This window comes from Enterococcus sp. AZ128, from assembly GCF_051714485.1.
GTDB lineage: Bacteria > Bacillota > Bacilli > Lactobacillales > Enterococcaceae > Enterococcus_A.
This window is the reverse complement of the sequence record NZ_JBIORZ010000001.1, coordinates 1421626-1443677: the sequence shown is the minus strand read 5'-3', so window position 1 is coordinate 1443677 and position 22052 is coordinate 1421626. Positions and strand designations below refer to the sequence as shown.

Sequence of the window (22052 nt, the reverse complement as noted above, 5' to 3'; positions counted from 1 at the left end):
GTTAAAACTTTTTATTTTGAAAAAAACTGAAATGGGGTACATTATGAAACCAATAATCGGTGTTATTCCGCTATATGATGATGAACGAGAAAGTATCTGGATGTTGCCGGGGTATTTGAAATTAATTGAAGAAAATGGCGGGGTTCCGTTGATTTTACCTCTAACCAGTAGAAAAGAAACATTGACGCCTTTTCTAACAGATTGCGATGGTTTTTTGTTTACTGGCGGGCAAGATATTGATCCTTCTTTGTACAATGAAGAAAAACGGGAAGAATGCGGCAACCAATGTCAGGTGCGCGATGAAATGGAAAGTTATCTTGTGCGTGAAGTAATTGCAAGAGACAAGCCGTTGTTGGCTATTTGCCGAGGGGTACAATTATTGAACGTATTATATGGAGGAACCCTCTATCAAGATCTATCAAGCGAATACGCTACAGCAATAGTTCATCAGATGACCCCGCCCTATGACAAGATTCAACATGAAGTTGATTTGATTGAAAATAGTCTGCTTCATCGTATTTTAGGACAAGCTAAACTAGGAGTGAACAGCTACCATCACCAAGCAATCAAGAATCTGGGTGAGGGGCTGGAGTCAACCGCAGTTTCGACGGATGGATTAGTTGAAGGTATTACTTTGCCTGCAGCTAAGTTTGTTTTAGGCGTTCAATGGCATCCTGAGTTTTTCAAGGCAGCGACACCAGAAAATCAGGCAATAATCCGGGCATTTTATTCTGCTTGTTTGGATAATACTTAAAAGGAGAAAAATGAATGAAATTAGAATCTGGGAAAATTAGCTCCGTTAATAAAGAAAACTTTCTTAGGATCATCGATCTGTTAACAGATTTAGATATTCGATATTGGGTTGAAGGTGGTTGGGGAATCGATGTTCTTATTGGAAAACAAACTAGAGAACATAGCGATGTGGATATTGACTTTGACGCAGCGTTCGAGAAACAATTAATCGAGAAGTTGACTGAGATAGGGTATCAAATTACCATTGATCAGCGTCTGACGCGTTTAGAATTATACCATCCTGTCTATGGAATTATTGATATTCACCCATTCGTAATCAATGAGTCCGGGAGTATGCAGCAAGCGAACCCTGAAGGCGGTTGGTTTGAGCTGGCGTCTGATTGGTTTTCTGAAGGGAATTATGAAGGCCGAGTTATTCCTTGTGTGTCAGTTGAGGGGCAGAGATTATTCCATAGCGGGTATGACTTGAGAGAAGTAGACCGCTCGGATTTAGAAAAGTTAAACAATACATTCTTACCGAATTCGAATCACTAATGATCGAAGGCGCACCGTCCTGCCCGACTTGTTTGAAGGATTATCTTGAACTGTTTTTCAGATATACCTGAATTTCTTCTGGCTTTAATTTCCTTGTCTCTGTGTATGGAAATTTCTGATAATCAGCCTTTTGATAGAGTCCTTGTCTTTTTGTAGCAGTCTTTTTCTTATTCTTTGTTAGATAATTTTCAAAGCTCTGTTCATTTATAAAAATCTTGTAGGATTTTCGTTTTGAATCGCTGATGATTTCATAGATACCACACGACTCGTGATAGAGGTGATCCGCAACCCGCAGATAAAGCTTTGCAATTTCCAAACTTTTAAAAGGAAAATCGATTCTGCGCAATTGTCGTTTGTCATCCTTTTGGCAGCAGATACATCGGCCGCAAGTACCGCAAATATATTGTTCATGATTCTCTAAGCATTCACGTTTACCAAGTAACGGTGTTGCATGATTGTCTGACGCATAGCATTCAATACATTCTTTCATTGTGAAACACTCCTTTTTACTATTATCCATTCAAAAACTGTCATTTTCAACAGTTTAGTTAATGAGGAACGATTTTTTTGTAGGTCAATGGCATCTGCCGTTGGCTTTTTTTTCTGCTATGTTAAACTGAAAAGAGAATTAAGCAGTTGTATACATCACTGTTTTTTGATAAGGGGGAGATAGAATGGCTTATATTGATGTGATCGATGAGAGTAAACATTACAAAATGGGAGAGACGATCATTAAAGCGAATGAAAAAATTAATTTTTCGATTGAAAAAGGAGAAGTAGCGGTGATTCTTGGACCAAGTGGTGCTGGAAAATCGACTGTATTAAATATCTTAGGCGGAATGGATGGCTGTGATGAAGGAAAAGTAGTTGTGGATGGGACCAATATTGCGGCTTTTAGCGACAAAGAATTAACTACTTACCGTCGAAACGATGTCGGATTCGTTTTTCAGTTTTATAATCTAGTTCCTAATTTAACAGCGAAAGAAAATGTTGAGCTGGCCTCTCAAATCGTTGCGGATGCGATGGAACCCGAGACAGTCTTGGCTTCTGTTGGCTTAGGAGAACGTATGGACAATTTTCCAGCGCAACTATCAGGGGGAGAGCAGCAACGGGTTACTATCGCGCGGGCCTTGGCTAAACGCCCTAAACTATTATTATGTGATGAACCAACAGGTGCGCTGGATTTTGAAACTGGGAAGCAAATTTTAAAAATATTGCAAGATACTGCACGAAAAAATGGGACAACGGTCGTGATCATCACGCATAATTCGGCAATTGCTCCGATGGCTGACCGGGTCATTCGAATCAATGATGCACAGGTCCGCAGTGAAGAATTAAATGACGCACCTCAGTCGATTGACGATATTCAATGGTAAGAGGTGATAAAAATGAAAAAAGCGATGCGGCGAACTAATTGGCGTGAGATTAGGCAATCTAAAACACGATTCTTTTCAATTCTAAGTATCATTTTTTTAGGTGTCGCTTTTTATGTTGGACTACGTGCTACTGGACCCGATATGCTGAAGACCGCTGTAAATTATTATCAAACACAACATTTGGCTGACACGCGCATTGTCTCCACATTGGGATTGACGGACAAGGATATCGAGACGATCGAGGAAACGGATGGCGTAAAAGCAGAAGGACGTTATTTCCAAGATATCAATCTGAGTCAGGAAAATCAGGTTTTTCGTATTTTTAGCTACGATTCGAGCCAAGTAATGAATCGTGTGCTGATTACAGCAGGACGATTACCGAAAAAGACAAACGAAATTGTCTTGGATGATTTTGCCAGAAAAAAAGGCTACAAACTAAACCAAAATTTTGATTTCTCGATGGACGATTCTAAAAAAGCATTCAAACGTCAAAGTTTTAAAATTGTCGGTTTTGTTAAAAGTCCTGAATTTATTGAAAATATCTCTCGTGGAAACACCATGGTAGGGAAAGGGTCGATTGATTGCTTCGCCTTTGTTTTGCCAGATAACTTTACTCAGCCGGTATATTCGGAAGCTTTAGTAAGGTATCAGGATTTAAAGAAGAGTGATGCTTATTCGCGAAAGTATGAAAAACGCGTAAAGCAGGAACAAAAGAAACTGAATAATCATTTAGAACACTCTGCTTCGGTTAGTTTAGCGGGAAAAAAAGCAGAACATCAAAAACTTCTCGATCAGAAAAAAGCAGAATTTCAACAGCAAACACAAATCGATTTGAACGAGCTTAATTCAGAACAACTATCGGCATTAGCATTGATAAATCCTGAGCTGCCAAAGCAAGTGGAAAGTTTGGATAAACAACAGGAGCAGATTGATTCTTTACCAGCTCCCGAGTATCATTTTTTTGATCGTTCTGAAAATCCGGGCTACAGCGAGTATGAAGATAATGCTCAGCGAATTTCCTCGTTGGCCTCGGTCTTTCCCTGGATATTCTTTCTGATCGCCGCCTTGGTAACATTGACTACTATGACGAGAATGGTAGAGGAAAAGCGAAATGAGCTGGGAACGTTTAAGGCATTAGGCTACCGTAATGGAGAAATTGCAGAAAAATACTTACTCTATGCCGCTTTAGCAGGTGGATCAGGAACTGTTCTAGGGCTTGCAGTTGGTTTCTATCTATTACCAAAAATTATTTTTAATGCTTATGGACAGCTATACAATTTAGATAATGTCGTGACGCCGTGGTATTTGAGTTATGGGCTGATCGCCTTAGGAGTAGCGTTGGCCTGTTCGGTTGGTTCTGCTTGGTTCGTTTTACGTTATGATTTGAAGGCGGCGCCTGCAACTTTGATGCAGCCTAAAGCACCTAAAAAGGGCAAGCGAATCTTTTTGGAGCGCGTGAACATTATTTGGCGCCGGCTTTCGTTTAGTCAAAAGGTAACGTTACGTAATTTATTCCGCTACAAGCAGCGAATGTTAATGACCGTAATCGGAATCGCTGGCTGTATGTCGATGATCATTACAGGTTTTGGTTTGCGGGATTCGATTGGTGATATCGTCACATTGCAATTCGATAAACTTTGGCATTATCAAGGAACAATTGTATTCAAGGAAACGCCAACTGCTGAACAAGAACAAAAATACGTGCAGCAGCTGCAAATTTTTTCAAACTATCAGGATCATCTATCAGTTTCCTTAGAAACCTTTGTTGCACAAAAAACGAATGTTTCTAAACAGGAAATCAGCTTGTCGGTTCCTAAAGAAGACAAGCAGCTTAATGATTTTTTGTCCTTTAGAGATCGCAAGTCGAACAAGTATTATTCGTTGAAAGATGATGGTGTCGTAATCAACGAAAAGCTAGCCAAATTATTTGATTTAAAAAAAGGCAGCGAACTAAAAATCAAGTCAATTGCTGGTAGAGCATACACGGTCAAAGTAGCTGCTATTGCTGAGAACTATGTGGGGCATTTCATTTACATGACACCGAACTATTATGAAAAAATCTTTGCTAAACAGCCAGAATACAATACGGATCTTTTATTATTTAGTAAAGAACCAATTCGGCACGCTGAAGATCAAATGGCAAAAAAACTAATGGATAATCCTGAAATTGCCAATGTGAGTTTTATGTCGAAGTCGCGAGATACGTTGCGAGACACGGTTAAGAGTCTGAATATCATTATGTGGGTATTGATCGTTTCGGCCGGTTTACTGGCCTTTATCGTATTGTATAATTTGACTAATATCAATATCTCGGAACGGATACGAGAACTGTCTACGATCAAAGTACTAGGTTTCTATGATGGTGAAGTGGTTCGTTATGTATATCGGGAGAATATATTATTGACTGTCATGGGTATTTTCTTTGGACTGTTCCTTGGAAAAATCGAACATGGGTATATTTTACAAACAGTTGAATTGGATATGACGATGTTTTCACCAGATATTCAACCATTGAGCTATATTTATGCTAGTTTAATCACTTTGTTCTTTACGTTGGTCGTCGGAGTGATCATGTATTTCCGCTTGAAGAAAATCGATATGATCGAAGCATTGAAAGCGAATGAATGATTTTTAAGAACAAAAACAAAGGAGCAATCTCATTTATGTTGAGACTGCTCCTTTATTTGTTTGCGGACATCATAAAGCATTTTGTTTAAATCGGCTTCTTTCTTACGGAGTTCAACCAGATCCTCTTTAATTTGTTTTTCCTTTTCATCTGTTTGAGGGGAAATAACGCCATTTAAAGAAATTCCAATAATCGTTCCTATAAAAGTATCTAACACGCGATTCAACGCGTAGAGAAAGGATTCACCTTGAGGAATACTCAGAGCAATCAACAGCATTGTTGCGATGGCGGAAATGATTCCTGAATTATTATTGAGACCATCTGAGACGACGATGACCAAGACTACGAATAAAGGCAGTACGATTAGTTCGACAAAAAAATCATTTTTGAAAAAAGCTTGGATATAGTAAAAAACGAGCGCCAGCAATCCACCCAGAGAATTCCCTAATACCCGTGAGCGACCAAAGGAAATACTTGTTGTCAGATCTTGTCGTAATGAAAAGACAGCCGCTAGTGCGGCGATCAAAGGGGAACCACGATCAGTCACATGGAATAATAGAATACACAACATCACAGCTAATGCGGTTTTCATTGTTCGCATACCTAAACGAAAACGACCAATTTGCAATTTTCCTCCTACTTTCTTATCTTTATATATAATAGTTTAGCGGATGTTTGACAAAAAAACAAAAAACATCGCCTAGGCAATGTTTTTTGTCAGAGCTATCTATTTATTTTTTTGCCATTGCTGCTGCATCTGATCTAAAATATCGATGACATCTTTCGTAAAGAAGAGTGATCTATTTGAAAGTTCTCCGGTAATCATTTTCACCATATTTTCGATTTCATAATTCATCGCATTCCCAGTGAAGCCAGATTCGATCAATTCTTTTGTCCCATCATTGAAAAATAATTCGGCTTTATCTGCGCGAGGATAGTCATCGACGGTCAAATAGCCATGTTCAAAAGCAACGATCCCTTTTTTCGGCATTTTAGCTTGGAAAGTCAGACTGACTGTTGCTAGTTCGTTCTTTTTGTTTTGTAAAATCGTCACAGATTGCTCATCAACTCCTGTTGAGAAAGGAACCATCGTTGAAGCAATAACTTCTGGTTGTTCTGACAGGAACCAGCGGGCAAAGGAAACAGCATAGGTTCCGATGTCTAATAAGGCACCGCCTGCTAACTCAGGGTTGAAGAAACGATTAGTCGGATCAGGATCTTTGTAGCTGCCAAAGGGTGCTTGGACCATCTTCAATTTTCCCAATCGACCACTATCGATTAATGTATGCAGTTCCTGATATAGAGGCATATTAAAGATCGTCATAGCTTCAGCTAAGATTAATTGCTGTTGTTCGGCAAGTTCGATCGCTTCTTGCAATTCAGCTAAGCTCATGGTAATCGCTTTTTCACATAAGACGTGTTTCCCAGCTTTTAAGGCTTGTATGATGTGTTGATGATGCTGGCGATTTGGAACAGCAATATATATAATAGAAATATCATCATCAGCCAATAGTTCTTCATAGCTTCCGTAGGCTTTTGGCAGATCGTATTGCTTAGCAAATTCTTCCGCTTTTTCTAACGTCCGCGAGGCACAAGCCGTAAGTTTACTTGTTGTTTGGTCAAAGTTTCCAGCAAAACTGTGGGCAATACCGCCGAGTCCAACGATGCCCCATTGTAAGTCAGTCATAGTGATCCTCCTAGTTGATAGTAGTTTCCTCTCTTCTCGATACAAAAACTGCTTCTCACAAAGCAGAGCATTGTTTTTAGTAAACATTCGAGTTTTCTTTTTGTAAAATATTTTCAAAATCAGAAATAAGAGGGAAGCTTTCTTCAAAGTATAGCAGTAAATATTAAAATATTTCAATCCATTTGCCAAAGCGCTGTATTTTTTCTAAAAATTCAGTAGAATAGGAGAGGAGGGATTTTTCGTGAATCAAATTTATTTAGATTTAGTAATGAGTGCAATTTTTGAACAATTTCATACAGAACAGGATTTTTATCAAGAATATTTAGGCATCACTGATGTTCAATGGCAACACTGGAAAGCCGGACAAAATAATTTGTCTCCTGAGGTAAATCAAAAAATCAAAAATCTTTTCAGTGATTATGAGTGGATGTTGAGTCAAAAAGTCATTCGCCAAACATTTCTATTTCCCGAGAAACGCCCAACAGCAGTGGCTGAGTATCGTGAAATGAAAACAATTGTTGCGCAAAAATGGATCGCCAGCGGTTTAGCTCAAGTTGAGATGATCCCATTTAAGAATAAGAATGAAGAAGAAAACCATGATTTTATCGACTTAAGAGTAACCATCGATTATGACAATTGGGGTTATAGTGATATACTAAGTTTTCGTTTGCCAGCTCATATCCAAAATCAAATTGCTAGTGCGCACAAAAAAACAGCATTGCTTGATTGGGTAAATGAGAACCTGACGGAAACATATACGTCATTAGACGATTAACGAGAGGATTTTTTAAATTGAAAAAAACAGTGGGACTGCTTTCAGTCATTACCATGTTTGGAATGACCGCCTATTCGCTTTTTTATAGCACACCCGCAGAGTCGGATGCGAAAAAGGCTACGGCAACGACTTACTCATTTGAAAAGAAGACGACTACGAAGAAGAAAAATACTGTACAAAAAGCGTTGCCGGATTCTAATGTGAAAGACTGGAACCTTGTACTAGTCGGCCCTAAAAATAAAATTGAAAATGAAGTCGCTGAAAGTCAGTTAACTACACTGTCAGATGACAGTCATCAAGTCGACAGTCGAATAGCTGCAGACTACGAGGCATTTTCTGAAGCAGCAACGAAAGCTGGGTTTCCTTTAGTAATTATTTCAGCGTTTCGTTCAGTTGAATCGCAGAAAGAAGTATTTGATACAAATGTGAGTGGCCTTATCAATGGAAATGGAATGTCAGAAGCAGATGCAATCACAAAAACGAAAGAAACCATGACGGAGCCTGGTTATAGTGAACATCATACGGGACTCGCGATCGATATTGTCGATCAGGAATGGTATAACTCGTATTCGACTCAAGTATTGGATGCCTCTTATGGCGATCACGATGGAGCAAAATGGATTGCTGAGAATGCGCCGAAGTATGGTTTCATCATCCGTTATCCAAAGGATCGGCAAGATATTACAGGTATTACTTACGAACCATGGCATATTCGTTATGTCGGTAAGGAAAATGCTGAATATATTACCAAAAACGATCTGACATTAGAAGAATTTTTGAAACAATTGTCAGCTAAGTAAGGAGTCACTATGGCTAAAAAAACTTACCAGAAACGAAAGTCCAAAACTTCGATCCCGCTTATTTTTGCGGGGATCTTAGTGATTGGGTTAGCTTTCGTTTTTTCTTTACATACATTATCTGATTTTGGTGTTGAAAATGAGACAAAAGAAGAAACCGTTTCTCATCAAGGCTTCATTGATCAATTAGCACCGCACGCAAAAGAATTGCAGCAGGGGTATGGTGTCTTGCCTAGTATTATTCTAGGACAAGCCATTTTAGAGTCGAATTGGGGTCAATCAGAGCTTGCTAGTCAATATAAAAATCTTTTCGGGATCAAGGCTTCGGGAAATCAAGCCAAAGTCAGTTTAGAAACAAAAGAATACGTGAACGAACAATGGGTCACGATTCAAGGCGATTTCAAAGTCTATAATTCTTGGGAAGAATCACTTGATGATCATACGATGCTGTTCGTTAATGGAACGAATTGGAATTCTCAGCTTTATGCTGGTGTTTTGACTGCGGCTGATTATCGGCAAGCAGCTCAAGCTCTGCAGACAGCCGGCTATGCAACTGATCCGGACTATGCGAATAAAATCATCAGTGTGATCGAAACATATAATTTGGAGCAGTACGATCATTCATAGTAAAATCAACTTAGGAAGTTGATAGGGAGATGATTTTGAATGGCAGAAGACTATGTACCTGAAATTATGACCGAATTGCGGCAAGATATCGTTCGTGTACCGAAAGAGATTCGAAAGGCTTCAGGAATTGTTATTTTCGGGAAAAGAATTCGTTCGATAATCTTTACAACTGATATCGCAATCATACGAAATACTGATGCGGATGCAGTAATCGCTGTATATCCGTTTACGCCACACCCAGCAATTACTAAAAGTATTATAGAGGCAGCAGATATTCCCGTATTTTCTGGAGTTGCCGGAGGATTGACCCATGGAGCACGTTCCGCCTATATGGGCATGTTCGCTGAATCTCAAGGAAGCTTAGGGGTCGTGGTCAATGGCCCGACACCAGTAGAAACGATTCAAGCAATTGAAGATGTCGTTGATATCCCATTAATTGCGACAGTTACATCGAAATATTCAAAAATCGAGGAAAAACTAGCTGCTGGAGTTGATATTATCAACATTAGCGCCGGAAAAGATACGGTAGAGGCAGTAAAATACTTCAGAAAAACGTATCCCGATCTGCCTATTATCGCAACAGGCGGTCCAGATGAAGAAACGATCGAGGCAACGATTGAAGCGGGAGCGAATGCCATTACCTATACACCGCCTTCAAATGGCGTGTTGTTTAGTAAGAAGATGGAGAAATACCGCAAAATGGAATATGATGAAGGGCATCAGTAAAAAGCTGTCGAAAACCATAGTTGGTTTTCGACAGCTTTTTTAGGTTCATTTAAGCTAACTTTGAGAAACTTACCTTAAGAAGAAATTCAAAATGGGGTGAGGAAAATCAAGCGATTAATAAAATGGACGAGTTTTGTTCTTGTACTCTCTGCTGGCTGCTTATTCTTTTTTTATCAGGATAAACTGGCACAAGTAGATAGCAGTGAAGTAAAGACCGTACAGTCACCGATTTTACTTGCGGATAAAGGAAACACGGACACCGACCTAATTGATGTTCCTATTGAGAATCAAAATACCGGATCGATTCCTCTTGAGAATGGTTGTGAAATCACGGCTTTATCTATGCTGTTAAATTATTATGGTTATGAAACAACTAAGAATGAGTTGGCTGATCTGTTGGAGTATGTGCCTGTATACGAAAATGAGGCAGAAGGAATCCGAGGAAATCCTCATGATGGTTTTGTCGGAAATATCTATGAAGGTTATGACGCAATGGGCGTGTCGGTTGAGCCGATTGCCGAAGTGGCAGAAGAAGTCGTTCAGGACGATCAAGAAGTAGTCGCTAGCAGCGATACGTCATTTACCGCACTAACGAGCTTAGTTCAAGCTGGGACACCTGTATGGGTAGTGACAACAGTTGATTTTGAAAATCCAACAGCCAATGATTTCATGCTTTGGGAAACAACTAGCGGAGAAGTGACGGTATCGCCGCTGTGTCATGCAGTCGTTGTTACGGGAGTAGATGACGAAAATGTATACGTGAACGATCCCTACGGCTATAAAAATCGGATTGTTGACCGTAGTGAATTTGAAGAGATCTATCAAAAAATGGGCAGTCAATCGCTCTATTTAGCTTAAAAGAGTACAAAGACACGGAAAATCTTCCGTGTCTTTGTTTTATGCAAAAATGTGTTGGAAAGTTGGTAATAATTGATCGAATGAGGTTAGTTCAATATCGTGAATTTGCGAGGTTCCTTTTGGTAACTGACGATTGCGATGGTTCAGCCAAAGAGATTGCCAGCCAGCTCGTTTTGACCCGATAACGTCGTTATTAAAGTTGTCGCCGACATACAAAGAACACTCAGGATTTAAATCAAATTGCTTTTTACCTAAATCAAAAATTTCTACATCAGGTTTTTCGTAGCCGGTTGCTTGGGAAATAATGATGTTGTCTTCGTCGACCCAGTTTAATAATCCTAACTGCAAAATCTTTTTATACTGGTGATCGGTTGGTCCGTTGGTAATGATACTGATAGGCACATTTCTGGTCTTCAGAAATTCTAACGTTTTTTCAACTTCTCGATGCATCTCAATAGCATCCAACTCCGCTTCGTAAACATCCTGGAAAGTTAGCGCTTCGTCGTCAGTAATATGAGGATAATCTAAATCCTTCAGGGATTGACTGATGCGATGAGACCGCATGTATTCCAATGTCCATTCTTGAGTGATGACTTTGTTAAAGTTTGCATCACTATGAACTCGGAAACGAGTGTATAGAGGGAGCATATCTGCCTCGCTAACCAAAGGAAATAATTTTTGAACAGCCTTGCGAAATGGTTCTTGTTGATCGTAAATTGTATCATCGATATCAAATACGACAGTTTCAATCAAAATTGACACGCCTTTCTTTTTCAGCAAATTTTCAGTTAATTACAAAAGCTATTTTAGTACAAAAAATCACACAAAAAAAGGGGATAATCGTTGATTAGAAAAGGTTTTTACTACTAAAAAAGACAAACCGCAGTCTAACAGTTTTCAGTTTTTTTGACTAAAAAAAAGATTTCTTTTTAATTTCTAATCTATTATGATTAGAGTATAAAATGGAACAGGTGGAGGGAATGTAATGCGCAGAAAAAAAAGACAAGTGACTGATTTAGCTTCAATCAAGAATTTGGTGGAAGAAGCACAGGTAGTACGGATTGCTATGAATGGGGAGGACTATCCTTATGTTGTACCGGTGAATTATGGTTATGAGTGGAACGAGGAAAAATTGACACTTTTTGTTCATGGGGCAAATGAGGGGAAAAAAGTATCGATGATCGAAAAAGATCCCAAGGTTGCTATAGAAATGGATGGCAATCACAAATTGGTTCAGGGAACGATGAACGCTTCGAGCTATTCCTATGCGTATCAAAGTCTCATTGGTTTTGGAGAAGCGGAACTGGTAGAAGATTTGGAAGAACGAAGACGGGCGTTGCATATCTTAATGGATCATGCGGCAAAGGGCGCGTCTTTTGATGAAATACCGGAGGGAATGCTAAAAAGAACAGGTGTCATCAAGATTACTCTAGACTCGTATACGATGAAAGAGAATGTTCATCCAGACGATAAATAAAAAAAGGTTTCAAAACCGATGTTTATTTCGGTTTTGAAACCTCTTTTTTAGGCTCTTTTTTTGGTTAAGCGATATTCTTCAAAATAGGCAGCATTTCCGCGACTTTGAACTTTCGCATAGATGCCCATCAAGACCGCTCCAATTGTATTCGTTAAAAGATCCCCCATGGTATCCATCAGAGCAGCCCGCCCAACTAATAATTTGCCTGCAGATGTCGCATACCGCTGAAGGTTCATATCAGCAACGGTATCACAAAGAAATTCCCAAAATTCCCAAAAGACACCGCAGAGACCGGCAAAGGCAAAGCCGAAAAGTAGGAATAACCACGGCGAGGTTTTACTGATATCGGCCTCTTTCATAAAGTAGCCGATCAAGCCATAGCCTAACGCGGTCAAGACCATTGGGCTAACTGTGTGTAAAATTTTATCCCAAAAAGAAATAATTGAAATCATATGCAAGGAGGTTCCCAGGAAGACAGAGATAACTAGGAAAAACCAATAGAAATAGATAATTTTTTCAGGTAAAACGATTTTGAACAGCTTTTCGATGATTTCTGGTAAGAAAATCAGCGCGATGCCGGCTAAACATTCGATAACAAAAATTACACCTTGCTTGGTCGAGTATTTGCCAGTCACAAATTCAAAAATATTATAGACAAGACAAAGCCCACCAAAAATCAATAAAGCCAGCCGATATTTTTTATAAGTCATGGAAATCACTACCTTCTAAAAAAGATTTGATCTGTTCTAATAGAGCTTCCTCGGTATTGACGATCGTACCGTTCAATTTAATAAGGCCCACGGTATAAAGATTTAAGTAATGAAATTGATTTTCTGCGGGTGTTTGCAGTGCATCAATTTTTTTCTGGTTATCAGCCCCTTGTTGACGTGAATCTGTATAAAGAGCAATTACAGGAATACCTTTTGCGTAAGCGACACCGATTTCTGATGCAACACCCGCATCGATGGTCAGCCCGTCTAACAAAGCAACCATCAGATCGCTTCTTAAGACTTCCTCAGTGTCAGCCAAAGCAATCATTTTACTGTCAGCATAAGCCGATTTATCATTGATGCCATCGTTTTCCTGCGGTAAATAAATAGTCAGGTCAGTGCTGATGGTTCGTATTTTTTCAACCAAGTATTGATTGTATAGCAGGTCGCTTTTTGCGAATAAAGGTGCGGCAAAATAAATATGTTTAGAAGTAGTCACTAAAATAAGCCTCCATATCTGGTATTGTTGTTTCTAATAATTCAATTGCTTTCTTGTCTGCTTCCAAACGCTCAATACGAGCAAGATAAGCAGCGCGGCGATAATTCATCAGCATGCACGTCAACGTCTGGATAGTTAGTTGAATTCGTTTGCCTTTAGGCTGATCAGAAATGCTTAATTGTCCCGTTGCGTCCCAGCTTAGGGCAAAGATGCCATTGTTCCATTCTGCGATGGGATCTTCTACAACGAAGTAAAAGGGATCAACAGGTTTTTCAAACGGATACTCCAGCAAGAATTCCTTTACATCAACGATTCGTGCCATAAAAAATGGAGAAATCGTTTCTGAAATCTCACTGTCATCAAGCAGGAAGGACAAGGGTTCGTTTTTGAAAATGTCTCCTTTGACCCAATAGACCATTGAGAAATGGGCACTAATGAAATTCCACAGACCATTTCGGCCTTCTTGGTTCAAATAGAACATTTCTTTAATATGGAAAACCTCGTCAGAAATCCAATAAAAAAGAACACCAGTTGGTTTCTTATTGGCATCATAATAAATCGCTGCAATCCGTTCTTCCTCATTTTCAAAGCGCCAGTATTCTTCCCAGTTCAATTCTTTGCGAATCATTGCTCCATGATTGTTCATTGCGAATTCTTGGTATACTTGGTAAACATCAGGATCATCAACTTCTTTACGTTCGACGATACCTGGCAGATCAACTTGTTTCGGTAATTGTGTGTCCTTGATTTTGAAGCTGAGCTTATCAGACATGATCTCCCAGCCCTTACGACGATAGTAGGGAATATTGTAAGGATACAAATATGAGATCCATTGATGATCTTCACGCATCTGAATCAATGCTTTCTCTATCAGATCTTTCATCAATCCGTGGTTCGCATATTCTGGATATGTCCCGACGCCAGTTACACCGCCCATTTGAAAAAGTTTGCCGTGGATGTTTACTTCACAAGGATAAATTGCGATCTGGGAAATCAATTTGTCATCATGAAACCAGCCAAACACTTTGGATTGCTCCAAAACAGGCTTCTTCGCCCTGACCATCTCCCGTTTATTCTCATACCCGCTATTTTCAATATCGCTTTCTGTTACTTGAAAAACGTAGCTGAGTAATTCATCATACTGAGCCAAGTGTTCTTCACCAACTGGCTTCAAGACTAGTTGTTTCTTAAAGTCACTGTCCATTGTGTCATCTCCTAATTCCTATTAATGAAATTATTTTTCCGAGAAAAATAAATCAGATTGTCATTACGTATATCATTCTACTAAAACCGCTAAAGCAGTCATTCTTTTGAAAAGTTGAATCTCTTTACAATTTACCATTAAGTGAATTTGTTGAGCAGGGAACGTGGCAAAATGAGATCAAAATTTAGTTTACATCTTAAGTATAGCAAAAGCAGGATTATTTTTCTCTTACCGACTTTGATAAATAGGGGAAAAGACTTTTTTTCTATTAGAAACGTTGGTATAATTGACAGTGCTGATTAAAAGAAATGAGGAACTTTGATGAATATAGAAGAAATGAAGAAACGCCAAGAAATGATTCGAAATTTTTCGATCATTGCGCATATTGATCACGGCAAGTCGACGCTGGCTGACCGGATCTTAGAACAAACGAATACAGTAAGTTCCCGTGAAATGCAAGAGCAGCTGTTAGACTCAATGGATCTTGAGCGCGAACGTGGAATTACGATTAAGCTGAACGCAGTAGAATTACATTATACAGCGAATGATGGTCAAACATATATCTTCCATTTGATTGATACACCAGGGCACGTCGATTTTACTTATGAAGTTTCACGTAGTTTAGCTGCTTGTGAAGGCGCGGTTCTAGTAGTTGATGCCGCCCAAGGGATCGAAGCTCAAACATTAGCAAATGTTTATTTAGCTTTGGATAATGATTTAGAAATCTTGCCAGTCATTAACAAAATCGATTTACCAGCCGCTGACCCAGAACGAGTGCGGAAGGAAATAGAGGATGTAATCGGAATCGATGCCGAGGATGCTGTTCTAGCAAGCGCGAAAACAGGTATTGGTATCAGTGAGATTTTAGAACAGATCGTAACGAATGTCCCAGCACCAAGCGGCGACTTGGAAGCGCCATTGAAAGCTCTGATCTTTGATTCTATTTATGATAGTTATCGCGGAGTAGTATTGAATGTTCGTGTTACTGACGGTATCGTTCGTCCAGGTGATAAGATTCAATTAATGAGTAACGGGAAAACGTTTGATGTAACAGAAGTTGGCGTCTTTTCACCAAAGGCAGTTCAACGTGATTACTTAATGGTGGGCGACGTGGGCTACATTACTGCCAGCATCAAATCTGTTCAAGATACGCGTGTCGGGGACACAGTAACACTTGCCAATAATCCGGCTGAAGAAGCATTGGAAGGTTACCGCAAAATGAATCCAATGGTCTTCTGCGGACTGTATCCAATTGATAATTCTCGCTACAATGATTTGCGTGAAGCATTAGATAAACTGCAATTGAATGATGCAGCATTACAATTCGAGCCAGAGACTTCTCAAGCTTTAGGATTTGGTTTCCGTTGCGGATTCTTAGGCTTGCTGCACATGGATGTGGTCCAAGAACGTTTGGAACGGGAGTTCAATCTAGACTTGATTACCACGGCACCGTCGGTTATCTATCGTGTAAACTTGACAGATGGCACACAGCTCGTTGTAGATAATCCGTCTGATTTTCCTGATCCATCAAAAATCCAAAATGTCGAAGAGCCATACGTCAAAGCGAATATCATGGTACCAAACGAATATGTTGGTGCGGTAATGGAATTGTCCCAACGTAAACGTGGCGAATTCATCACGATGGATTATTTAGATGATTATCGGGTAAATGTGGTCTACAATATCCCATTGTCAGAAATTGTTTTTGACTTCTTTGATAAGTTGAAATCCAGTACAAAAGGCTATGCCTCACTTGACTATGAAATGGCTGACTATCGTGAAAGCCGCTTAGTTAAGATGGATATTCTTTTAAATAGTGAAACAGTCGATGCCTTGAGTTTTATCGTCCACCGGGAATTTGCTCAAGAACGAGGACGTGCGATCGTCGATAAGTTAAGAAGTCTGATTCCTCGTCAGCAATTTGAAGTACCGATCCAAGCAACGATTGGAACAAAGATCGTTGCACGTACCGATATTAAAGCTCTCCGTAAAAACGTATTAGCGAAATGTTATGGTGGGGATGTTTCTCGTAAACGTAAATTGTTAGAGAAACAAAAAGAAGGTAAGAAACGAATGAAACAAATTGGCTCAGTCGAAGTACCTCAAGAAGCCTTCATGGCCGTGTTGAAAATGGACGACCAGGATAACGCGAAATAGCTTGTTTTCAACGGAAATCCCTATTAAATCAATCTTTCTGAGTAGCGCAAAATTCGTGATTTACCCGTTTAAAAAAGTTTAAACTGTCATACGGTTGTCACGGATCAAAAAAATTGTCAAAAACGGAATATTTTTCCTTGAAGGTTTTTAGCCGTCAGCGTATGATGAAAGCATCTCATGGGAGGTGCTTTTTTCATGTCTGAAAATATAAGTGGAGAACTTCTTAAGTCTTTAAGGAAAGAGAAAAAAATGTCTCAAAAGAAGCTAGCTGACTTAGCGGGGATTTCGCAAAGTGCTTTAGTGAAGTATGAAAAAGGAACAAGAAAAATCTCAAAGGATATTGATATTGTTTTAAGTGAAATCTTCAATGTAGATACACTTTTAAGTGATCAAACTGACTTAGTAACAACTACAGTAAATCAATTGTCAGCTTTTAAAGAAAAGAATTGTTTAACAAGTAAACAGTTAGCGCAAAAGATTGGAATTGATGCACCCTTGATGAGTCGTATATTGAGCGGTAGTCGAAAGCCATCAAAGGATGTGCAGCAAAAAATTGCTGTGTTTCTCTCTAACGATGGTAAAGAAATTTTGATGGATATAAAACAAGATGACGGTTCGTTTAAATTACCCATCATAGATAAAATAGCGATGGGAGAACGAATTCAAGAGATTCGGAAAAATCGAGGTGAGACACTGGAGAAATTTGGTAAGAACTTTACTCGGCCAGCAGGTAAGAATGTTGTGAATAGATGGGAAAAGGGTGCGAACATTCCTGATATTGAAAGATTAATGAATGTTGCCTATCTTGGGAAAGTGACTGTCGCTTATATTTTGTATGGCGAGACTTTTAGCAAGATGTTGAAAAGGGGAAATACGATTAACCAATTTGAAAAGTTGGATCCTTTCCGAATGGGACTAAGATTTAGGAAGATTCGAAGGGATTATCGTTTAGAAAGAGAAGACTTTGGAAAGTTTTTTTCACCGCTGATTACAAAATGGTCGATGGATAGATACGAGAATGGAAAAGATATCCCAAATACGGATCGCATTATTCAGTATGCCTATATAGGAAAAGTCTCTTTGGAGTTTTTGATATATGGTATCTGACAATTTTTGAAAAGAATAGTTTTAAACATTTGAGACATTCAGAGATGGATGTCTCTTTTTTATTACCCAAATGGGAAAGGAGATTAATTATATGAAAAAGCCGAGATTTAAAAATTGGCGATTATTTGCGACTTTGGCTCTATTAGGTCAAACTATTGGTGGTGCGATTGGTCCTACGATTGTTTTGGCCGATGAAATTACTCATCCACAAACGGTAACCGTGGAACTTGATTTAGCACATCCGTATGCTGTAGAAGGAACTTTCAGTGACGGCCGTCCAATGTCAGAAGTCACTGTTCCACATTATGCGGTGTACAATGGTGTGAAACAAGATATTTTTTGTATTGAACCAGGGGTTCCAATTTACAATGAGTTCACTCCCGGATATGAGAAAAATCCTTTGCCTGATATGCCGGAGAAAGCGAAACTAGTTTCCGTTTTATGGAAGAAAGCCGGTACAGATGTAGATACTCATATTGTGGCACAGAAGATGATCTGGCAAGAAGTTAATGGTTATACCCTTCATTCGATCAAACGATTGGATGGTAGTGCCGTAAATATCGCAGCCATTGAAGCAAAAATTAATCAAGCCATTGCCGATTATCAGAAGAAACCAAGCTTCCATAATAACACGGCTAAAACTGTGTTAGGTCAATCGACTACTGTAACAGATACGAATAATCTGAACTTATCAGAATTCGATGAGGTCGTGGAAAATACTGCAAATATTGATTATCGTGTGAACGGTAATCAATTGGTCATCACACCGAATGCCAATTCAAAAGAAAGTGGTGTGTTGACGCTTAAGAAATCCGCTGGGACGGGGACACCGGTTGCTTATAAGATGGCTGGACAACAGACCTTGATGGCCGGGGCGATTGATAAACCGAACACTTACACAATCAAAATTGATGTAGAAACCGAAGGTTCTTTAAAGATTAAAAAAGTTGATAAAGAATCTGGTGAAGTTGTACCAGGAACGGTTTTCCATTTAGACTTTGGAAAAACTTTACCCGCAAAAGACGTGACTACTGACAAAGAAGGCATCGCTACCTTAGATGGGATTACTCACGGTACAAAGGTAACTATTACTGAAAAATCAGTGCCAGCGCCTTATACGATTGATACTACCCCGATGACTGCCACGATTAAAGCAGGCGAAACCATTTCTGTGACTTCAAAAAATACACGGGAAAAAGGTCAAATCATTCTGGATAAAACCGGGATTGAAACAGGAAATGATCTTTGGAATGACAATTACTCTTTAGCTGGTAATACGTTTGCCATTCGCAAAGATAGCCCAACTGGTGAAATCGTTCAAGAAATGACCACGGACGAAAACGGTCATGCGGAAACACCAAAAGAGATTGCCGATGCGTTGGAATTGGGAACCTATTATGTGACCGAAACCAAAGCATCTAATGGCTTCGTAAATACCTTCAAACCCGTAAAAGTCGAATTGAAGTATGCCAATCAAACCGTAGCCCTTGTGACCAGTAATGTAAAAGGGCAAAACCAAGAAATCACTGGTGAAACCACTTTGATAAAAGAAGACAAAGATGCCGGTAATGAAACTCAAGGGAAAGCTGAGTTTAAAGGGGCTGAATATACTCTCTTTACTGCAAAAGATGGTCAGGCTGTTAAATGGAGTGAGGCTTTTAAACCAGAATTAGTGAAGGGAATGAAAGCTTCTGATGAAACAGTGACTTTGGTTTTAGATGAAAAAAATCAAGTTGCCGTTAAACACCTAGCCATCAACGAGTATTATTGGCAAGAAACCAAAGCACCTGAAGGATATACCGTGGATGAAACGAAGTACCCTGTATCTATCAAAAAGGTGGATGATAGCCAAAAAAATATGGTGATTACTCGAGATGTTACGGCAAAAGAACAAGTGATTCGCTTTGGCTTTGATTTCTTCAAATTCGCCGGATCAGCTGCAGGAACTGCCGAAACTGGCTTCAATGATCTGACTTTTAAAGTATCGCCATTGGAAGGAACCAATGAAATCACAGGCGCTGAAGATGAAGCAACCACAGCTTATAACGAGCAACTAGGGTTTGATGGCTACGGCAAGTTTGAAAATCTTCCTTATGGGGATTATTTACTTGAAGAAGTAAAAGCTCCAGAAGGTTTTCAAAAGATTACACCATTAGAAATCCGTTCTACTTTTAAAGAAAATAAAGAGGATTACACCAAGAGTGAATATGTCTTTACCATTACCGAACAAGGTCAAAAACAACCAATTAAAACGGTGACCGTTCCTTACGAGAAACTGACGAACAAAGCATTCTCCGTTACTTTGAACCGTTTGATGCTCTATGATTTGCCTGAGGAAGCAGATAGTCTAACTTCCCTTGCGACCTGGAAAGACGGAGACAAAGAATTGACTACCCTTGATTCTACCGAGCTAGTTGATAAATTGAGTTACAATCTACATGAAATCAAAGAAGACTGGTATGTGGTAGCGCAAGCCATTGATGTAGAAGCCACTAAAGCTGCCCAAGAAAAAGATGAAAAAGCCAAACCAGTGGTAATTGCCGAAACAACGGCCACTTTGGCGAACAAAGAGAAAACAGGAACTTGGGAAATTCTGCATAAATTAACCGTTGAACAAGTTTTGGATAAAACCATCGTCTTATTCAACTTTGTGTATGAAAACAAGGAAGTCTTTGAAGCAGGTGACGATCCAGTAGCGAAGGATGCTAGTTTGAATAACCAAGCCCAAACTGTCAATTGTACAGTGGAACGCCATGTTTCCATTCAAACAAAAGCACACCTAGAAGACGGTTCTCAGACCTTTACTCATGGTGGCGCGGTGGATATGTTTGATGATGTGTCCATTACTCATGATGTACTGGATGGCTCAAAAGAAGCCTTCGAAACAATTCTGTATGCATTACTTCCAGATGGTACGAACAAAGAAATTTGGAAATCTGGCAAGATTGATTACGAAGTGAACGACAAAGAATTTACCAAAACCGTGCTTGTAGAAAAAGTGGACACAAGTAAATATCCAGAAGGTACAAGTTTTACCTTTAAAGAAATTAACTACGATAAAGATGGAAATATCAATGGAAAACACAATGAAGATTTAAAAGAAAAATCTCAAACCTTAACACCAAAAGAAGTGCCAACCACACCCAGTACACCAGAACAACCGGAAACACCAAATGTTCCAAGTGGCTCTCAAGAATCTAGTCCTACAGTGAAGACATTCCCTCAAACCGGGGAGAAAAATTCCAATGTGTTATTGTTCATTGGCTTTACTTTGATCTTTGCGACGGCGGGCTATTATTTCTGGAATCGTCGGAACTAAGGTGATGTGATGAAACAACTAAATAGGAAAAACCAACGTGCGCGACCGCCTCCTCAAAAAGTGGTCGCGCTATTTTTGTATCCAAAACTAACAATGAAAAGAGGAAAAGAAGATGGAATTGAAATTTGTCGTGCCAGATATGGCCGAAACATTTGGAAAGATCAGTTATGCCGGTGAAGGAGAAATTTTAACAGAAGGCTATGGACGGAATACCACAGTGATTGGTCGCAGTTATCATCTATACTCCAGTAAACAGCGAGCCGATGATATTGAGGTGGTGGTAGCTGCGGAAGCCGGTGAAAAGGATTTTGATCAAGACCAACCGCTAAAAGCCGTGAATCCCCACTTGGTTGCCAAAGGCTATGAAATTGAGAATCGTGGGTTTACTGATTACGTGTTGTATGTCGATGATTTAGTGAAAGCATAGGAGGAAAAGAAGATGAGATTAACAGAAGGTATTGTCGTAGATTCAGGATTAACGTTTGGGAAGCTGCGCTTTTCTGCATTACGCCGAGAAGTACGGAAACAAAATGAGGATGGGACGATTAGTAACGAGGTAAAAGAACGGACCTATAATTTGAAATCCTCCGCGCAAGGTCGAATGATCCAAGTTAGTATCCCAGCAAATGTGCCCTTACGCGAGTTTGCCTATGATGCAGAGGTAGAGTTGGTCAATCCAATCGTGGATACGGTCGCCAATTATGTTTTCCGAGAAGGAACTACTGTTAATTGGTTCATTAAGGCAGATGATTTAGTCTTGAAACGACAACCGAATCAAGGAAATCCTACGAACCAAAATGAAGGAAAGAAATAGGTGAAA

Annotated in this window: 22 protein-coding genes; 15 read left to right on the top strand and 7 right to left on the bottom strand. The window is 39.4% G+C overall.

The features are described 5' to 3' along the window. Positions 1-43 precede the first annotated feature (43 nt). Positions 44-754 (top strand): gamma-glutamyl-gamma-aminobutyrate hydrolase family protein, encoded by a 711-nt coding sequence (locus IGI38_RS07070; protein ID WP_438728259.1) that lies wholly within the window; start codon positions 44-46, stop codon positions 752-754. Between the two features lie 14 nt (positions 755-768). Further along, positions 769-1287: a nucleotidyltransferase domain-containing protein gene (locus tag IGI38_RS07065; protein WP_438728257.1), complete on the top strand. Its 519-nt coding sequence runs from the start codon at positions 769-771 to the stop codon at positions 1285-1287. Between the two features lie 40 nt (positions 1288-1327). On the opposite strand, the gene IGI38_RS07060 is transcribed toward IGI38_RS07065, so the two are convergent. Continuing rightward, positions 1328-1777, bottom strand: a complete 450-nt coding sequence (locus IGI38_RS07060) for a hypothetical protein (protein WP_438728255.1) — start codon at positions 1775-1777, stop codon at positions 1328-1330. Positions 1778-1961: 184 nt separating this feature from the next. On the opposite strand from IGI38_RS07060, the gene IGI38_RS07055 reads away from it, so the two are divergent. Continuing rightward, positions 1962-2663 (top strand): ABC transporter ATP-binding protein, encoded by a 702-nt coding sequence (locus tag IGI38_RS07055; protein WP_438728253.1) that lies wholly within the window; start codon positions 1962-1964, stop codon positions 2661-2663. A gap of 12 nt (positions 2664-2675) precedes the next feature. Continuing rightward, on the top strand, positions 2676-5291 hold the full coding sequence (locus IGI38_RS07050; RefSeq protein WP_438728251.1) for an FtsX-like permease family protein: 2616 nt from the start codon (positions 2676-2678) through the stop codon (positions 5289-5291). Between the two features lie 29 nt (positions 5292-5320). On the opposite strand, the gene IGI38_RS07045 is transcribed toward IGI38_RS07050, so the two are convergent. Together IGI38_RS07045 and IGI38_RS07040 are read right to left on the bottom strand one after the other, a co-directional pair. Continuing rightward, a complete protein-coding gene (locus tag IGI38_RS07045) occupies positions 5321-5917 on the bottom strand; it encodes an FUSC family protein (RefSeq protein WP_438728249.1) in 597 nt (198 codons plus the stop codon). A 99-nt stretch (positions 5918-6016) separates the two neighbouring features. Then, complete coding sequence (locus IGI38_RS07040; RefSeq protein ID WP_438728247.1) at positions 6017-6976, bottom strand: Gfo/Idh/MocA family protein; 960 nt, start codon at positions 6974-6976, stop codon at positions 6017-6019. Positions 6977-7217: 241 nt separating this feature from the next. On the opposite strand from IGI38_RS07040, the gene IGI38_RS07035 reads away from it, so the two are divergent. The 5 genes from IGI38_RS07035 to IGI38_RS07015 all read left to right on the top strand — a co-directional run bounded on the left by IGI38_RS07035 (position 7218) and on the right by IGI38_RS07015 (position 10759). After that, complete coding sequence (locus tag IGI38_RS07035) at positions 7218-7751, top strand: hypothetical protein (RefSeq protein ID WP_438728245.1); 534 nt, start codon at positions 7218-7220, stop codon at positions 7749-7751. Between the two features lie 17 nt (positions 7752-7768). Then, positions 7769-8551 (top strand): M15 family metallopeptidase, encoded by a 783-nt coding sequence (locus IGI38_RS07030; protein WP_438728243.1) that lies wholly within the window; start codon positions 7769-7771, stop codon positions 8549-8551. Positions 8552-8560: 9 nt separating this feature from the next. Beyond that, complete coding sequence (locus IGI38_RS07025) at positions 8561-9175, top strand: glycoside hydrolase family 73 protein (protein ID WP_438728241.1); 615 nt, start codon at positions 8561-8563, stop codon at positions 9173-9175. Positions 9176-9214: 39 nt separating this feature from the next. Further along, a complete protein-coding gene (locus IGI38_RS07020; RefSeq protein ID WP_438728239.1) occupies positions 9215-9901 on the top strand; it encodes a hydrolase in 687 nt (228 codons plus the stop codon). Between the two features lie 96 nt (positions 9902-9997). Further along, positions 9998-10759 (top strand): C39 family peptidase, encoded by a 762-nt coding sequence (locus IGI38_RS07015; protein ID WP_438728236.1) that lies wholly within the window; start codon positions 9998-10000, stop codon positions 10757-10759. 39 nt (positions 10760-10798) lie between these two features. Here the strand turns inward: IGI38_RS07015 and IGI38_RS07010 are convergent, their stop codons facing one another. Next, a complete protein-coding gene (locus IGI38_RS07010) occupies positions 10799-11512 on the bottom strand; it encodes an HAD family hydrolase (RefSeq protein ID WP_438728234.1) in 714 nt (237 codons plus the stop codon). Positions 11513-11744: 232 nt separating this feature from the next. On the opposite strand from IGI38_RS07010, the gene IGI38_RS07005 reads away from it, so the two are divergent. Continuing rightward, on the top strand, positions 11745-12236 hold the full coding sequence (locus IGI38_RS07005; protein ID WP_438728232.1) for a pyridoxamine 5'-phosphate oxidase family protein: 492 nt from the start codon (positions 11745-11747) through the stop codon (positions 12234-12236). A gap of 47 nt (positions 12237-12283) precedes the next feature. Here the strand turns inward: IGI38_RS07005 and IGI38_RS07000 are convergent, their stop codons facing one another. The 3 genes from IGI38_RS07000 to IGI38_RS06990 are packed head-to-tail and all read right to left on the bottom strand — an operon-like array spanning position 12284 to position 14649. Beyond that, positions 12284-12946 (bottom strand): hypothetical protein, encoded by a 663-nt coding sequence (locus IGI38_RS07000; RefSeq protein ID WP_438728230.1) that lies wholly within the window; start codon positions 12944-12946, stop codon positions 12284-12286. Then, positions 12936-13445 carry a nucleoside 2-deoxyribosyltransferase gene (locus tag IGI38_RS06995; RefSeq protein WP_438728228.1) on the bottom strand — a complete coding sequence of 170 codons (510 nt, stop codon included), beginning with the start codon at positions 13443-13445 and terminating at the stop codon, positions 12936-12938. Before IGI38_RS06995 ends, IGI38_RS07000 begins: the two co-directional genes overlap by 11 nt. After that, on the bottom strand, positions 13432-14649 hold the full coding sequence (locus IGI38_RS06990; RefSeq protein WP_438728226.1) for a GNAT family N-acetyltransferase: 1218 nt from the start codon (positions 14647-14649) through the stop codon (positions 13432-13434). The genes IGI38_RS06995 and IGI38_RS06990 overlap by 14 nt, the downstream gene beginning before the upstream one ends. A gap of 321 nt (positions 14650-14970) precedes the next feature. Here IGI38_RS06990 and lepA point away from each other — a divergent pair, with 321 nt between their 5' ends. From lepA to IGI38_RS06965, 5 genes are all read left to right on the top strand, one after another. Beyond that, positions 14971-16806 (top strand): translation elongation factor 4, encoded by a 1836-nt coding sequence (gene lepA / locus IGI38_RS06985; protein WP_438728224.1) that lies wholly within the window; start codon positions 14971-14973, stop codon positions 16804-16806. A gap of 195 nt (positions 16807-17001) precedes the next feature. After that, the gene (locus tag IGI38_RS06980) at positions 17002-17913 is read left to right on the top strand and encodes a helix-turn-helix domain-containing protein (RefSeq protein WP_438728222.1); all 912 of its coding nucleotides are present in this window, start codon (positions 17002-17004) and stop codon (positions 17911-17913) included. A 91-nt stretch (positions 17914-18004) separates the two neighbouring features. Beyond that, positions 18005-21232 (top strand): fibrinogen-binding MSCRAMM adhesin Fss3, encoded by a 3228-nt coding sequence (gene fss3 / locus IGI38_RS06975; protein WP_438728220.1) that lies wholly within the window; start codon positions 18005-18007, stop codon positions 21230-21232. Between the two features lie 112 nt (positions 21233-21344). Continuing rightward, positions 21345-21659: a YdcP family protein gene (locus IGI38_RS06970; protein ID WP_081118559.1), complete on the top strand. Its 315-nt coding sequence runs from the start codon at positions 21345-21347 to the stop codon at positions 21657-21659. A 12-nt stretch (positions 21660-21671) separates the two neighbouring features. After that, complete coding sequence (locus tag IGI38_RS06965; RefSeq protein ID WP_029487158.1) at positions 21672-22046, top strand: YdcP family protein; 375 nt, start codon at positions 21672-21674, stop codon at positions 22044-22046. Positions 22047-22052 lie beyond the last annotated feature (6 nt).